A 15,910-nucleotide genomic window follows, 5' to 3' on the forward strand; every position below is an offset into this window, starting at 1 on the left:
TCGGCCCGGCAGGCCCGGCTCGGCTCGGCAGGCCCGGCCCGGCTCGGCTCGGCAGGCTCGGCTCGGCCCGGTGGGCCCGGCTCGGCAGGCTCGGCCCGGCTCGGCTCGGCGGGCCCGGCCCGGTGGTACCGGTGACCATGCGGACGGCCCGGGGCCGGTTCACGGTGAGCCCGCCCTGGACCGTTTCCTTTATGGGCGGACATATCGGCGCCTTGCGCGACCACCCCCCTGATCTGTGGATCAGGGGGTTTCTTGCGTGTTCCGCAGATCAAGGACTTTTTTGCCGGAGACAGTTCTCCGGCCGGGCGCGGCGACACGATGGGGGGCGGACTCGGGGGCGGCGGACTATTACCTTCATGAATGCGCGACGGGAAACGCGTAAATACGACGGAAAATTCATGATGCGGGCGCAGGATCTCGCTCAGGTAATGGGGCCGCGTGACCGGATGGGACCGTTTTGGCAGGCAGGATACCCATGGCGCTGGTTACTTGAAACAATAAGTTCTGTGTCCGTGAGGTTCGGCCGCGCGTCGCGTCCGGCGCTATCGAAACGATATGCCGGGCTGGGAGAGTGCTCCCGTGGCCCGAAGAACTCGCATTTTCTGTATATCTGGGAAGCCTGAAACGGAAGAAATACCTTCCCAGGGCGGAATCGCCCCGCGCGCAGCGGCCGCGGTTATGGGTCACTCCCGTCGACTGCCCGGCGCGCCCGCCCCGGGAGCCCTCTGCCGTCCGCTCGTGCCGGGGCGGCCACGCCGTGTTCGCGGTGGCCCGTGCGGCCTGCCGGGACGGAGGCGCCGGACGCGGCCCTGACCCCCCTGGCCCCCGTGCGACAACGCCGGTGTGTGCCTGTGGAACCTCGTACGCGCCCCGCCCCCGAGGACATCACTGTCCTCGGGGGCGGTCGGCGCCGACGGGTTGTTCGACCTTCTCGACAAGAACTTCGGAATGGCATGAGGGAGCGCCGCGAAGATGCCGGATGAGCAGAAGCGTCTTGAGGATCTCGAACGGGTGACCGGGGACGCCGGTCGGACACGGCGGCGCCGGTACGAGGAGGCGGAAGCCGGTCACGAGCCGATCGCGATCGTGGCGATGGGCTGCCGCTACCCGGGTGGTGTGGACAGCCCCGAGCGGCTGTGGGACCTGGTCTCCTCGGCGACCGACGCCATCTCCGAGTGGCCCGCCGACCGGGGCTGGGACCTGGACGCCCTCTACGACCCGGATCCGGATCGCCCCGGCACCTCGTACACCCGGTCCGGCGGCTTCCTGCACGAGGCGCCCGACTTCGACGCGGACTTCTTCGGGATCTCGCCGCGCGAGGCGCTGGCGATGGACCCGCAGCAGCGGCTGCTGCTGGAGGTCTCCTGGGAGACGGTGGAACGCGCGGGCATCGACCCGGCGGCGCTGCGCTCCAGCGCGACCGGTGTCTTCATCGGCGCCACGGCCAACGGCTACGGTGACGGATCGCACGACCGGGCCGACGTCCAGGGCATGCTGCCCACGGGCACGGCGGCAGGTGTGATCTCCGGCCGGATCTCCTACACCCTGGGCCTGGAGGGTCCGGCGGTGACGGTGGACACCACCTCCTCGTCCTCGTTGGTCGCCCTGCACCTGGCGGTGCGGGCGCTGCGGTCCGGCGAGTGCTCCCTCGCGCTGGCCGGTGGCGTCACCGTCCTGCCCACCCCTCAGCTGTTCGTCGAGTTCAGCCGCCAGCGCAACCTGGCGCCCGACGGCCGCTGCAAGCCCTTCGCCACGGCCGCCAACGGCACCACCTGGGCCGAGGGCGCGGGCCTGGTGCTGCTGGAGCGGCTGTCGGACGCGCGGCGTAACGGGCGTCGGGTGCTGGCGGTGGTCCGGGGTTCCGCGGTGAATCAGGACGGCGCGAGCAATGGCCTGACCGCGCCGAACGGTCCTTCGCAGCAGCGGGTGATCGGGGCGGCGCTGGCCGATGCCGGGCTGGCCGCTTCCGAGGTGGACGTGGTGGAGGCGCATGGGACGGGCACCCGGCTGGGTGATCCTGTCGAGGCGCAGGCGCTGTTGGCGACGTACGGGCGGGAGCGTCCGGAGGGCCGGCCGTTGTGGCTGGGGTCGTTGAAGTCGAACATCGGTCATACCTCGGCGGCTGCCGGGGTGGGTGGTGTCATCAAGATGGTGGAGGCGATGCGGCACGGGGTGCTGCCCCGGACGTTGCATGTGGACGCGCCGACGCCGGAGGTGGACTGGTCCTCGGGCGGGGTGGAGCTGCTCATCGCCGAGCGTCCCTGGGCGGTCGCTCCCGGCGGTTCCCGTCGTGCGGGGGTCTCCTCGTTCGGTCTCAGCGGCACCAACGCCCACGTCATCCTGGAGGAGGCACCCCCGGCGGAGGCGCGCGCCCAGGCCGGGGCCACGGACTCCCGCGACCCGCTGCCGTTGCTGCCCTGGGTCCTCTCCGGCCGTACCGAGGAGGCGCTGACAGGACAGGCCCGGAGGCTGCTCGCCCTCCTGGACGCGGAGCCCGGCCTGAGCCATGGCGCCCTCGGGCGGGCCCTCGCCACCACCCGCTCGTCGTTCGCGCACCGCGCCGTGGTGGTCGCGGGCGACCGGGACGGGTTCCGTACGGGACTGACCGGCCTGGTCGCCGGGGCCGAGGCCGCCCATGTGGTCCGTGGCACCGCCGGGCCCTCGGGCCGTACCGTCTTCGTCTTCCCCGGCCAGGGGTCCCAGTGGGACGGGATGGCCCTCGACCTGCTCGGCTCCTCGCCGGTCTTCGCGGAGCGGCTGGCCGCGTGCGAGGCCGCCCTCGCCCCGTACGTGGACTGGTCGCTGACCGCCGTCCTGCGCGGCGAGCCCGGCGCCCCCTCGCTGGAGGGGGACGCGGTCGTCCAGCCCGCGCTGTTCGCCGTGATGGTGTCGCTGGCCGCGCTCTGGCGCTCGGCCGGGGTGGAGCCGGACGCCGTCCTCGGCCACTCGCAGGGCGAGGTCGCCGCCGCCGTCGTGGCGGGCGCGCTCAGCCTGGAGGACGGCGCGAAGATCGTCGCCCTGCGCAGCCAGGCCCTGGCCGACCTGGTCGGCCGGGGCGGCATGCTCTCGATCCCGCTGCCGCTCCAGGAACTGGCCGACCGGCTCCGGCGCCGGGACGGCAAGCTCTCCGTCGGCGCCACCAACGGACCGGCCTCCACCGTGCTGTCGGGCGACATCGAGGCGATCGACACGCTGCTGGCCGAGCTGACCGCCGAGGGCATACCCGCCCGCCGGGTCCCGATCGGCTACGCCTCGCACTCCGCGCATGTCGAGGAGATCCGCGAGCGGCTGCTGGAGTGCCTGGCGGACATCGAGCCGACGGCGGGCGAGGTGCCGTTCTTCTCCACCGTGGACCTGCGCTGGCTGGACGCCGGTGAGCTGGACGCCGGGTACTGGTACCGCAATCTGCGGCAGACCGTACGGTTCGAAGAGGCCACCCGCGCCCTGCTCGCCGAGGGGTTCCGGTTCTTCGTCGAGAGCAGCGCCCACCCGGTGCTGACCGTGGGCGTCGGCCAGACGGCCGAGGCCGCGGGGTCCGACGCGCTCGCCCTCGGCACCCTCCGCAGGGGCCGGGGCGGTCTGGACCGGTTCCTGCTCTCCCTGGCACAGGCCCATGCCGGCGGTCTCGCGCCGGACTGGGACACGCTCTTCTCCGGGCACCCGGACGACGCCGTGGAGCTGCCCACGTACCCCTTCCAGCGGCGGAGGTACTGGCTGGAACCCCGCCCGGCCGGTACGGAGACCACCACCGACCCCGTGGACACCGCCTTCTGGGAGGCCGTCGGCGGACACGACCTCCCCGCGCTCGGCGCGCTGCTCGGCGTCCGCCCGGAGGACCCGCTGACCGTGCTGCTGCCCGCCCTGGCCGACTGGCGCGGGCGGCGCGACGCACGGGCGACGGCGGACTCCTGGCGCTACCGGATCGACTGGCGCCCGCTCGCCGAGAACGTGGCCGGCCGCCCGGCCGCCCTGGCCGGGACCTGGCTGGTCGTGGTCACCGACGCGCTGGCCGGCGGCGCGCTGCCGGACGCCTGTGTCCAGGCCCTCCGCGCGGCCGGAGCCGTCCCCGTCCCCACCGTCCTGACCGACGCGGACGCCGACCGGGCGACGCTGGCCGCCCGGCTGTCCGAGGCGGCGGCGGGCGCGGCCGGTCCGGTCCGCGGCGTCCTCTCCCTGCTCGCCCTGGACGAGCGGCCCCACCCGGACCACCCCCACCTCCCTCTCGGCACCGCCCGCACCCTGACCCTCGTACAGGCACTCGGCGACAGCGCCCTCGACGCCCCGCTGTGGTGCGCCACCCGGGGCGCGGTCACGGCGGGCCGCGGCGACCTGGTGGCCGCCGCCGGACAGCACCTGGTCTGGGGGCTCGGCCGGGTCGCGGCGCTGGAACACCCGGAGCGCTGGGGCGGTCTGGTCGACCTGCCCGGGACGTTCGACGAGCGGGCCGCCACCCGGCTGTGCCGGGTCCTGGCCGGCTGGGACGGCGAGGATCAGGTCGCCGTACGCCACGGCGGCGTCTACGGCAGGCGGCTGGTCCGGGCGCGCTCCGCCGACCCCGCCCGCCCGGACGGTTGGCAGCCGTCCGGCACCGTCCTGGTCACCGGCGGTACGGGCACCCTCGGGCGGCACGTCGCGCGCCGGCTGGCCCGGCACGGCGCCGAACACCTGGTCCTGGTCGGCCGCCGGGGCGCCGACGCCCCCGGCGCGGCCGACCTGGCCGAGGAGCTGACCGCGCTCGGCGCCCGTGTCACCCTCGCCGCCTGCGATGTCGCGGACCGGGACCGGCTCACCGCGCTGGTGGCGGGCATCGAGCAGGACGGCCACCGCATCGGGGCCGTGATCCACGCCGCCGGAACCCGCCCGTCGGCGCCGCTGGGCGACACCGGCCCCGAGGAGTTCGCCGACGCCCTCCGCGCCAAGGTCGCCGGGGCCGCCGTCCTCGACGCCGTCTTCGACCGGGACGGCCTGGACGCCTTCGTCCTGTTCTCCTCCGCCTCCAGCGTCTGGGGGAGCGCCGGTCAGGCCGCCCCGGCCTCGGCCGACGCCTACCTCGACGCCCTCGCCGACCTGCGCAGGGGTCGGGGCCGTACCGCCACCTCCGTGGCGTGGGGCGGCTGGCGGTCCGAAGGCGACGCGGACCCGGCCGCCGCCCCCGCGGGCGACCCCCTCATGGCCCCGGCGGTCGCGCTGACCGCCCTTCAGCAGCTCCTCTCCGACGGCGCGGCCACCACCCTGGTCACCGCCGTCGACTGGGAGCGGTTCGCCCCCGCGTTCACCTCGGCCCGGCCCAGCCCGCTCCTCCGCGACCTGCCCGAGGCCCGCCACGCCCTCGCCGGGGAGAGCGTCCCCCGGCGGCCGGACGGCGACGGGACCGCCGCCGCGCTGCGCGACCGGACCGCCGCGCTGGCCCCCGCCGACCGCGACCGGCTGCTGACCGAGCTGGTAAGCGCCCACGCGGCCGGGGTGCTCGGCCACGGATCCGCCGACACCATCGCGCCCGACCGCGCCTTCAAGGACCTCGGCTTCGACTCGCTGACCAGCACGGAGATGCGCCACCGGCTCAACGCCGCCACCGGCCTCGGGCTCCCGCTCACCGTCCTGTTCGACTACCCCACGGTCACCGCGCTCGCCGGACACCTGCGCGACGAACTGCTCGGATCCGCCGCCGCCCCGGCGCTGTCCGCCGCCCCCGCCCTGGTGTCCGCCGACGGCGACGACCCGATCGCCATCATCGCCATGAGCTGCCGCTACGCCGGTGACGTACGGACCCCGGAAGACCTGTGGCGCATCGTGGCCGAGGGCCGGGACGTCATCTCCGCACTCCCCGCCGACCGCGGCTGGGACCTGGAGCGGCTGTACGACCCGGACCCCGACCGGCCCGGCACCACCTACAGCGAGGGCGGCGGATTCCTCACCGACGCCGCCGACTTCGACCCCGCCTTCTTCGGGATCTCGCCGCGCGAGGCGCTCGCCATGGACCCGCAGCAGCGGCTGCTGCTGGAGACCACCTGGGAGGCCCTGGAGCGCGCGGGCATCGACCCCGCCGCCCTGCGCGGCGGCCAGGTCGGCGTGTTCGCCGGGGCCGGTTACCAGGGCTACGGCGGTACGGGCGACATACCGGCGGAGGTGGAGGGCCACCTCCTCACCGGGGTCTCGCCCAGCCTCCTGTCCGGCCGTATCGCCTACACCTTCGGCTGGGAGGGCCCCGCCGTCACCGTCGACACGGCCTGCTCGTCCTCGCTGGTCGCCGTGCACCTGGCGGCCCAGGCACTGCGCTCGGGGGAGTGCTCGCTGGCGCTCGCGGGCGGCGCGTCCGTCCTGGGCACCCCGACGCCCATCACCGGCTTCAGCCGCCAGCGCGGACTGGCCCCCGACGGCCGCTGCAAGGCGTTCGGCGCCTCCGCCGACGGCTTCGGCATGGCCGAGGGCGTCGGCCTGGTCCTGCTGGAGCGGCTGTCGGACGCGCGGCGCAACGGCCATCCGGTGCTCGCGCTGGTCCGGGGCTCCGCGGTCAACCAGGACGGCGCCAGCAACGGCCTGACCGCGCCCAGCGGCCTGGCGCAGCAGCGCGTCATCCGCAGCGCGCTGGCCGGTGCGGGCATCGCGCCCGCCGAGGTGGACGTGGTGGAGGCGCACGGCACGGGGACCCGGCTCGGCGACCCCATCGAGGCCCAGGCCCTCATCGCCACGTACGGCCAGGACCGGCCCGCCGGCCGGCCGTTGCTGCTCGGCTCGCTGAAGTCCAACATCGGGCACAGCCAGTCCGCCGCCGGTGTGGCCGGGGTCATCAAGATGGTCCAGGCGATGCGCCACGGCGTCCTGCCCCGGACCCTGCACGCCGAGGAGCCCTCACCGGGCGTCGACTGGTCGGCGGGCGCGGTGGAACTGCTGACCGAACCCCGGCCGTGGACCCGCGAAGCCCACCCCCGCCGGGCCGGGGTGTCCTCCTTCGGGATGAGCGGTACGAACGCCCACGTCATCCTCGAACAGCCCCCGGAGCCGGACGCCGAGGAGCCCGTCGAGGCGCCGGACGGGCAGCCGCTCCGGGCCGCCGTCGCCTGGCCGCTCTCCGGCCGTGGCGCGCAGGCGCTGCGCGACCAGGCCGCCCGGCTCCACGCCCGTCTGACGGACAGTCCCGAGCTGCGCCCCGCCGACGTCGGCCACACGCTGGCGACCGCCCGGGCCGCCCTCGAACACCGTGCCGTCGTCGTCGGCACCGACCGCGACACGCTGCTGGGCGGCCTGGCCGCCCTCGCCGCCGGGCGGAGCGACTCGGCCGTGGTCCGGTCCACCGCGACCGCCACGGGCCGTACCGTCTTCGTCTTCCCCGGCCAGGGGTCCCAGTGGGACGGCATGGCCGTCGGACTGCTGGACGGCTCGCCGGTCTTCGCGGAGCGCATGGCCGCGTGCGAGGCCGCCCTCGCCCCCTACGTGGACTGGTCGCTGACCGCCGTCCTGCGCGGCGCGCCCGGCGCGCCCTCGCTCGACCGGGACGACGTGGTCCAGCCCGCGCTGTTCTCCGTCATGGTCTCGCTGGCCGCGCTCTGGCGGTCGTACGGCGTCGAACCCGGCGCCGTGGTCGGCCACAGCCAGGGCGAGATCGCCGCCGCCTGCGTCGCCGGGGCGCTGTCCCTGGACGACGCGGCCAAGGTCGTCGCCCTGCGCGGACAGATCCTGCGACGGCTGGCCGGGACCAGCGGCATGGTCTCCCTCGCCGTCGACGAGGACCGGGTACGCGCCCTGCTGGCCCCCCACGGCGACCGGCTCTGCGTGGCCGCCGTCAACGGACCCGACGCGATCGTGGTGGCCGGTGACCCGGCCACCCTGGACGAACTGCTCGCGACCTGCGCGGCCGAAGGGGTACGCGCCCGGCGCGTCCCGATCGACTACGCGGCCCACTCACCCCATGTGGCCCAGGTCCAGGACGACCTCCTCACCGCCCTGACCGGCCTGCGGCCGCGCACCGGTGAGGTGCCCATGTACTCCACGGTGACCGGCGAGCCGATCGACGGAGCGCTGCTGACCGGCGACTACTGGTACCGGAGCCTGCGCGAACCCGTCGAGTTCACCCGCGCCACCACCAACCTGCTCGCCGCCGGATTCGACCTCTTCGTCGAGACGAGCCCGCACCCCGTCCTCACCATCGGCGTCGACGCGACCGCACAGCGGGCCGGCCGGCCCGTCACCGCCGTCGGGACGCTGCGCCGCGACGACGGCGGCCCCACCCGCCTGCTCGCCTCGCTCGCCGAGGCGTGGACCGTCGGCGCGCCGATCGACTGGCCGGACATCCTGGACCGGGCCGCGCCCGGCGCCCGCCGCGTCGACCTGCCCACCTACGCCTTCCAGCGGCAGCGCTACTGGCTGGAGCCCGCGTCGGCCGACGGCCCCGCCGCCCCGGGCGGCCGGGGGCCGGCCGACACGGCCTTCTGGGACGCCGTCGAACGCCGGGACCTCCCCGCCGTCGCCACCGCGCTGCGCCTGCCGGAGGAGGACGAGACCGTCCGGGCCTCCCTGGACAGCGTGCTCCCCGCCCTCGCGGGCTGGCAGCGCGACCGCCGGGGCCGCGACACCCTCGACGGCTGGCGCTACCGCGTCACCTTCACCCCCCTGCACCTGGCCACGACCGGCGCGGCCACCCTCACCGGCACCTGGTGGGTCGTCGTCCCGGCCGCCGCGGCCGACCGGCCCGTCGTGACGGGCGCGCTGCGCGCCCTCGAACGGCACGGCGCCCGGGTCGTTCCCGTCGAGATCGCCGCCGACGCCGACCGGGCAGCCCTCGCCGGCCGGCTGGGCGCGCTGCCCGCCCCGGACGCCACCGGCGGCGTACTCTCCCTGCTCGCCCTCGCCGAGGAGCCGTACGCCGAGGGCACCGCGCTCCCGGCCGGACTCGCCCTCACCGTCGCCCTGCTCCAGGCACTCGGCGACGTCGGCATCGACGCCCCGCTGTGGTGCGCGACCAGCGGCGCGGTCTCCGTCGGACGCTCCGACGCCCTCACCGCTCCCGCCCAGGCGGCCCTGTGGGGCCTCGGCGTCGTGGCGGGCGGGGAGTACCCGCAGCGCTGGGGCGGACTGATCGACCTGCCGTCCGACCTGGACGACCGCTCCGGCGCCCGGCTGGCCGCCGTCCTCACCGGGACCGGTGGCGAGGACCAGATCGCGGTCCGGCCGTCCGGCGCCTTCGGCCGCAGGCTCGTGCGGGCCCGGCCTGCCGAAGGGACGCCCGGCCCCGGGTGGACCCCCACCGGCACCGTACTGATCACCGGCGGCACCGGCGCGCTCGGCGCCCATGTCGCGCGCGGGCTCGCCCGCTCCGGCGCCCGGCACCTGCTGCTCACCGGCCGCCGCGGCCCCGACACGCCCGGCGCCGCCGAACTGGTCGCCGAACTCGCGGACCTCGGCGCCGAGGCCCGGGTCGCCGCCTGCGACGCCGCCGACCGGGACGCGCTCGCCGCGCTGCTCGCCGGGATCCCCGAGGACCGCCCGCTGCGCGCCGTCGTGCACGTCGCCGGTTTCCTGGACGACGGCATCCTCGACACCCTCACCCCCGAACGGTTCGCCGCCGTCCTGCGCCCCAAGCTGGACGCCGCGCTCAACCTGGACGCCCTCACCCAGGGCCTGGAGCTGAGCGCGTTCGTCCTCTTCTCCTCGGTCACCGGCACCCTGGGCAGCCCCGGGCAGGGCAGCTACGCCGCCGCCAACGCCTTCCTGGACGCCCTCGCCGAACAGCGGCGCTCCCGGGGCCTGCCCGCCACTTCCCTGGCCTGGGGGCTGTGGGCGGGCGACAGCTCCGCCACCTCCGCCCGGGACCGGCTGGTCCACAGCGGCCTGGCGCCGATGGACCCGGAACTCGCGGTCACCGCCCTGGGCGAGGCCCTGGACCGGGCCGAGACCCGGCTGGTCCTCTGCGACTTCGACTGGGACCGGCTGATACCCGCCCACACCGCGCTGCGCCCCGGCGCCGTGCTGCGCGAACTGATCGAGGCACGGGACACCCCCGCCCCCACCCGGCGCCCCACGGCGGCCTCCCCCGACGGCCTCCTCGCCGGACTGCCCGAGGAGGAGCGGTACGCGGAACTGACCCGGCTGGTCCGCGCCGAGGCCGCCGCCGTCCTCGGCCACCCCGACCCCGCCCACATCGACGACCGGGTCTTCAAGGACCTCGGCTTCGACTCGATCACCGCGGTCGACCTGCGCAACCGCCTCGCCGCGGTCACCGGACTGCGGCTGTCGGTGACCCTGGTCTTCGACCACCCCACCGTCGTCGCCCTGGTCGGCCACATCTGGTCCGAACTGGCGGGCACGGCGCCGGCGCACTCCGCCGCCCCGGCCGTCCCCACCCCGGCCGGGGCGGCGGTCCGGGCCGACGACGACCCGATCGCCGTCGTCGCGATGAGCTGCCGCTACCCCGGCGGGGTCACGACCCCGGAGGAGCTGTGGCGGCTGGTCGCCTCGGGCACCGACGCCATCTCCGAGTTCCCCACCGGCCGGGGCTGGGACCTCGACGGACTGTACGACCCCGACCCGGCGAAGGCGGGCCGGACCTACGCCCGTGAAGGCGGCTTCCTGCACGACGCCGCCGACTTCGACCCGGAGTTCTTCGGCATCTCCCGGCGCGAGGCGCTGGCGATCGACCCCCAGCAGCGGCTGCTGCTGGAGATCTCCTGGGAGGCGTTCGAGCGGGCCGGCATCGACGCGGCGACGCTCAAGGGCAGCCGCGCCGGGGTCTTCGTGGGCTCAGGCCACCGCGACTACGGCCCCCGCGTCCAGCAGCCCCCCGAGGAGATCGAGGGCTACCTCGGCCTCGGCAGCTTCGGCAGCGTCGCCTCCGGCCGTATCGCCTACACCTTCGGACTGGAGGGCCCGGCCGTCACCGTCGACACCGCGTGCTCCTCGTCGCTGGTCGCCGTCCATCTGGCGGTCTCGGCGCTGCGCGCCGGCGAGTGCTCGCTCGCCCTGGCGGGCGGGGTCACGGTGATGTCGACCCCCAGCACCTTCGTCGAGTTCAGCAGGCAGCGCGCGCTGTCCGCCGACGGCCGCTGCAAGCCCTTCGCCGCGGCCGCCGACGGCACCGCCTGGGGCGAGGGCGCCGGGATGCTGCTGCTGGAGCGGCTGTCGGACGCGCGGCGCAACGGCCATCCGGTGCTCGCGCTGGTCCGGGGCTCCGCGGTCAACCAGGACGGCGCCAGCAACGGCCTGACCGCGCCCAACGGCCCCTCCCAGCAGCGTGTCATCCGTCAGGCCCTGGCCTCGGCGGGGCTGCGCGCGGACGAGGTCGACGCGGTGGAGGCGCACGGCACGGGGACCCGGCTCGGCGACCCCATCGAGGCCCAGGCGCTGCTCGCCACGTACGGCCAGGACCGGCCCGCCGACCGGCCGTTGCTGCTCGGCTCGATGAAGTCCAACATCGGCCACACCCAGGCCGCCGCCGGCATCGCGGGTCTCCAGAAGATGGTGATGGCGATGCGCCACGGCGTCCTGCCGCGCACCCTCCACGTCGACGCGCCGACTCCGTACGTCGACTGGTCGGCGGGCGCCGTGGCGCTGCTCACCGAGGACACCCCCTGGCCGGACACCGGCCACCCGCGCCGGGCCGCGGTCTCGGCCTTCGGCGTCAGCGGCACCAACGCGCACACGATCGTGGAGCACGTCCCGGACGAGGCCGTACGGCCGCAGGACGCCGACGCGCCGCCGGCCGGCACGGACGCCGGTGGCGACAGCGGCGAGTCCGTCGTCCCGTGGCTCCTGTCGGCCCGGAGCCCGGCCGCCCTGCGGGCCCAGGCCCGGCGGCTGCTGGAGCACACCGACACCCGTACCGCGCCGCACCCGGCCGATGTCGCGTACACGCTGGCGACCGGCCGCGCCGTCCTGGAGTCCCGGGGCGTCGTCGTGGGCGACAGCCGCGAGGCGCTGACCGACGGGCTGAAGGCGCTCGCCTCGTCCGGCGGCGCGCCCGGCGTGACCCACGGCACGGCCGTGTCCGGCAGGACCGCGTTCCTCTTCTCGGGACAGGGCAGCCAGCGGGCCGGCATGGGCGCCGGACTCTACGCGGGGCACCCCGTTTTCGCGGACGCCTTCGACGCGATCTGCGCCGAGCTGGATCCGCTGCTGGACCGGCCGCTGCGCGAGGTGGTCTTCGCCCCCGAGGGCTCGGACGCGGCGGCCCTGCTGGACCGTACGGAATTCACCCAACCCGCCCTGTTCGCCCTGGAGGTCGCCCTCTTCCGGCTGGTCGCCCACTGGGGCGTGACCCCCGACCTGCTGCTCGGACACTCGATCGGCGAACTGGCGGCCGCGCACGTGGCCGGGGTGCTGTCGGCGGCCGACGCCGCCGCGCTGGTCGCGGCCCGGGGACGGCTGATGCAGGCCCTGCCCGAGGGCGGCGCCATGGTCGCGCTGACCGCCTCAGAGGAGGACGTCACGGCGCTGCTGGCGGGCCGCGAGGACCGGGTCGCGGTGGCCGCGGTCAACGGACCGGCCTCCGTCGTCGTCTCCGGGGACGCGGACGCCGTCGACGAGCTCGCGGAACAGTGGCGCGCCCGGGGCGGCAAGGCCCGGCGGCTCAAGGTCGGCCGCGCGTTCCACTCGCCCCACATGGACGCCATGCTGGACGAGTTCCGGAAGGTCGCCGAGAGCCTGGACTTCCGGCCGCCGCGCATTCCGATCGTCTCCAACCTCACCGGAGCACTCGCCACGGCGGAGCAGCTGGGCTCGGCCGACTACTGGGTACGGCACGTCCGTGAGGCGGTGCGCTTCCACGACGGCATGCGGCGGCTCGCCGCCGAAGGCGCCGTGACGTACCTCGAACTCGGCCCCGACGGTTCGCTGACGGCCATGGGCCGCGACTGCCTCGACGACGACACCGCCGCCCTCACGGACCCGGCGGACCCGTCCGCCGCGGGCGCCCTCGTAGCGCTGCTGCGCAAGGACCGGCCCGAGACCCGTGCCGCGACCGACGCCCTCGCACACCTCCACGTCCGGGGTACGGCCGTGGACTGGCCGACGGTGCTGGACGCCACCGGCACCGGCCGGGCGGGGGACGGGGCGGCCCCGGCCGACCTGCCCACCTACGCCTTCCAGCGCGAGCGGTACTGGCTGGACGCGTCCGCGCCCGCCGGGGGCATCGCTGCCGCCGGGCTCCAGTCCGCCGATCACCCGCTGCTGGGCGCCGCCGTCCCGCTCGCCGACACCGACGGGGTCCTGTTCACCAGCAGGCTGTCCACGCGTACCCATCCCTGGCTGGCGGATCACGGTGTGCTCGGCAGTGTGCTGCTGCCGGGGACGGCGTTCCTGGAGTTGGTGGTGCGGGCCGGGGATCAGGTGGGGTGTGGTCTGGTCGAGGAGTTGGTGCTGGAGGCTCCGTTGGTGGTGCCCGAGCGGGGTGGGGTGGTGGTGCAGCTGTCGGTCGGTGGCCCGGATGGTTCGGGTGTGCGGCCGGTGAGTGTGCATTCGCGGTCCGGTGACGCGTCCGCCGATGAGGTGTGGGTCTGTCATGCCCGGGGGTTGTTGGGTCCGGTGGGTGAGGCCGGTCCGGGTGAGCTGGTGGTGTGGCCGCCGGTGGGTGCCGAGCCGGTGGAGCTGGATGGTCTGTACGAGCGGTTCGCGGCGGGTGGGTTCGGTTATGGGCCCGCGTTCCGGGGGTTGCGTGCGGTGTGGCGTCGGGGTGACGAGGTGTTCGCGGAGGTGGGGCTGCGGTCCGAGGAGCAGGCGGAGGCCGCCCGGTTCGGGCTGCACCCCGCCCTGCTGGACAGCGCCCTGCACGCGCTGCCCTTCGGCGTACTGAAGGACACCGAAGGACAGTGGCTGCCGTTCGCCTGGAACGGTGTCCGGCTGTACGCCTCCGGAGCGCCCGCGCTGCGGGTCCGGCTGACGCCCGCCGGGCGGGACGCCGTGTCCGTACTGGCCGCCGACACCACCGGGCAACCGGTCGCCGCCATCCGGTCCCTGGTGCTCCGCACCGTCTCCCCGGACCAGGTACGGGCCGCCAGGACCGCGCACCACGACGACCTGTACCGCGTCGAGTGGCCCACGCTGCCCCTGCCGGCCGCCCCCGCCCCCGACGGATGGGCCGTCATCGGCGCCGACGCGCCGGAATGGGCGCTCCACGGCGTCACCCGCTCCGCCACCGACCTCGGCGCGCTCTCCCGGCAGATCGCCGACGGGGCCGCCGCGCCCGCGGTCGTCCTCGCCCCCGTCCCGGCCGCACCGGCCGGACCGGCGATGGCCGACGCGGTACGACAGCTCACCGGCCATGTCCTCGCCCTCGTACGGGAGTGGCTGGCCGACGACACGTTCGACGGCGCCACCCTGGTGCTGGCCACCCGGGACGCCGTACCGGCGGAGCCCGGCGACACACCGGACCTGGCCCACGCCGCCGTATGGGGGCTGGTGCGCTCCGCGCAGACGGAGAACCCGGGCCGCTTCGTCCTGGCCGACCTCGACGACACCGACGCCTCGCGGGCCGGCCTCACCGCCGCCGTTGCCACCGGCGAACCCCAACTGGCCCTGCGCGACGGCCGGGCGCACCTCGCCCGACTGGCCCGCGTACCGGACTCCGGAGAGCCGACGGCGCCCGACTGGGGACGCCCCGGCACGGTCCTGATCACCGGCGGCACCGGCGCCATCGGCGGTGTGATCGCCCGTCACCTGGTGACGGAGCACGGAGTGCGGCGCCTGCTGCTCACCGGCCGCCGCGGCCCCGCCGCCGAGGGAGCCGCCGAACTGGTCGCGGGCCTCGCCGCACTCGGCGCCCACGCCGAGGTCGTGGCCTGCGACGCCGCCGACCGGGACGCGCTGGCACGGCTGCTCGACGGGCTGCCCGCCGCCCATCCGCTGACCGCCGTCGTCCACGCGGCGGGCGCGCTCGCGGACGGGGTCGTCGCCGCGATGACGGCCGAACAGCTCGATATCGCGCTGCGGCCCAAGGTCGACGCCGCCTGGAACCTCCACGAGCTGACCGAGGGCAGGGAGCTGGCCGCCTTCGTCCTGTTCTCCTCCGTCGCCGGTGTCCTCGGCGGCATGGGCCAGGGCAACTACGCGGCCGCCAACGCCTTCCTGGACGCCCTGGCCCACCACCGCAGGACGCTCGGCCTGCCCGCCGCGTCGCTGGACTGGGGCCTGTGGGACAACGAGAGCGGCATGAGCGGCGGCCTCGACGAAGCCGACTTCCGGCGCCTCGCCCGAGGCGGCATCGTCGCCTTCTCACCGGCCGAGGGCGCGGCCCTGTTCGACTCCGCCACCGCCACCGGCGACCCCGTCCTGCTGCCCCTGCGGCTGGACACCGCGGCCCTGGCCGCCCAGAGCGCGACCGGCGGCGTCCCGGCACTGCTGCGCGGACTCGTGCGCGCCCCCGCCCGCCGCAGCGTGACCGCCGGCGAGACATCCCCCGACGCGGTCGACACGCTCCGGCGCACCCTGGGCGGCCAGTCCGAGAGCCGGCGCCGACGGACCCTGCTGGACCTGGTACGCGGCCACGCCGCCATCGTGCTCGGCTTCCCCGGGCCCGCCTCGGTCGAGGTCGAACGCGGCTTCCTGGAGCTGGGCTTCGACTCGCTCACCGCCGTCGAACTCCGCAACCGGATCGGCGCCGCGACCGGCCTGCGGCTCTCCGCCACCCTGCTGTTCGACCACCCCACCTGCGGCGCCGTCGCCCGGCACCTCGCCACCGAACTCGTACCGGAAGCCGCCGACCCGGCCGCCGACACCACCGGACTGGCCGAACTCGGCCTGCTGGAAGGCGCCCTGGACGGCGGTACGGCGGGACCGGAGCTGATCGCCCGGCTCCAGGCCCTGCTCGGCCGGGTGCGCCCGGAACCCGGCGAGCCGGCGCGGGACGGTCTGGAGGAGCGGATGGGCACGGCCAGCGACGACGAGATCTTCGAGTTCATCGACAACGAACTAGGCATGTCGTGAA

1 protein-coding gene is annotated in these 15,910 nt (G+C 75.7%); it reads left to right on the forward strand.

Annotated elements, in window-relative coordinates:
• The first annotated feature begins 972 nt into the window (after positions 1 to 972).
• Entirely contained in the window at positions 973 to 15,909 is a 14,937-nt protein-coding gene (locus tag ACIP8W_RS00755; RefSeq protein WP_402201507.1) for a type I polyketide synthase, read from the forward strand.
• Position 15,910 lies beyond the last annotated feature (1 nt).

Source organism: Streptomyces sp. NPDC088554, assembly GCF_044752945.1.
In the GTDB taxonomy this organism is placed as follows: domain Bacteria; phylum Actinomycetota; class Actinomycetes; order Streptomycetales; family Streptomycetaceae; genus Streptomyces.

Excerpts from the sequence above, each read along its gene's own strand:
- ACIP8W_RS00755 (WP_402201507.1), top strand. The coding sequence starts at position 973 with ATGCCGGATGAGCAGAAGCGTCTTGAGGATCTCGAACGGGTGACCGGG.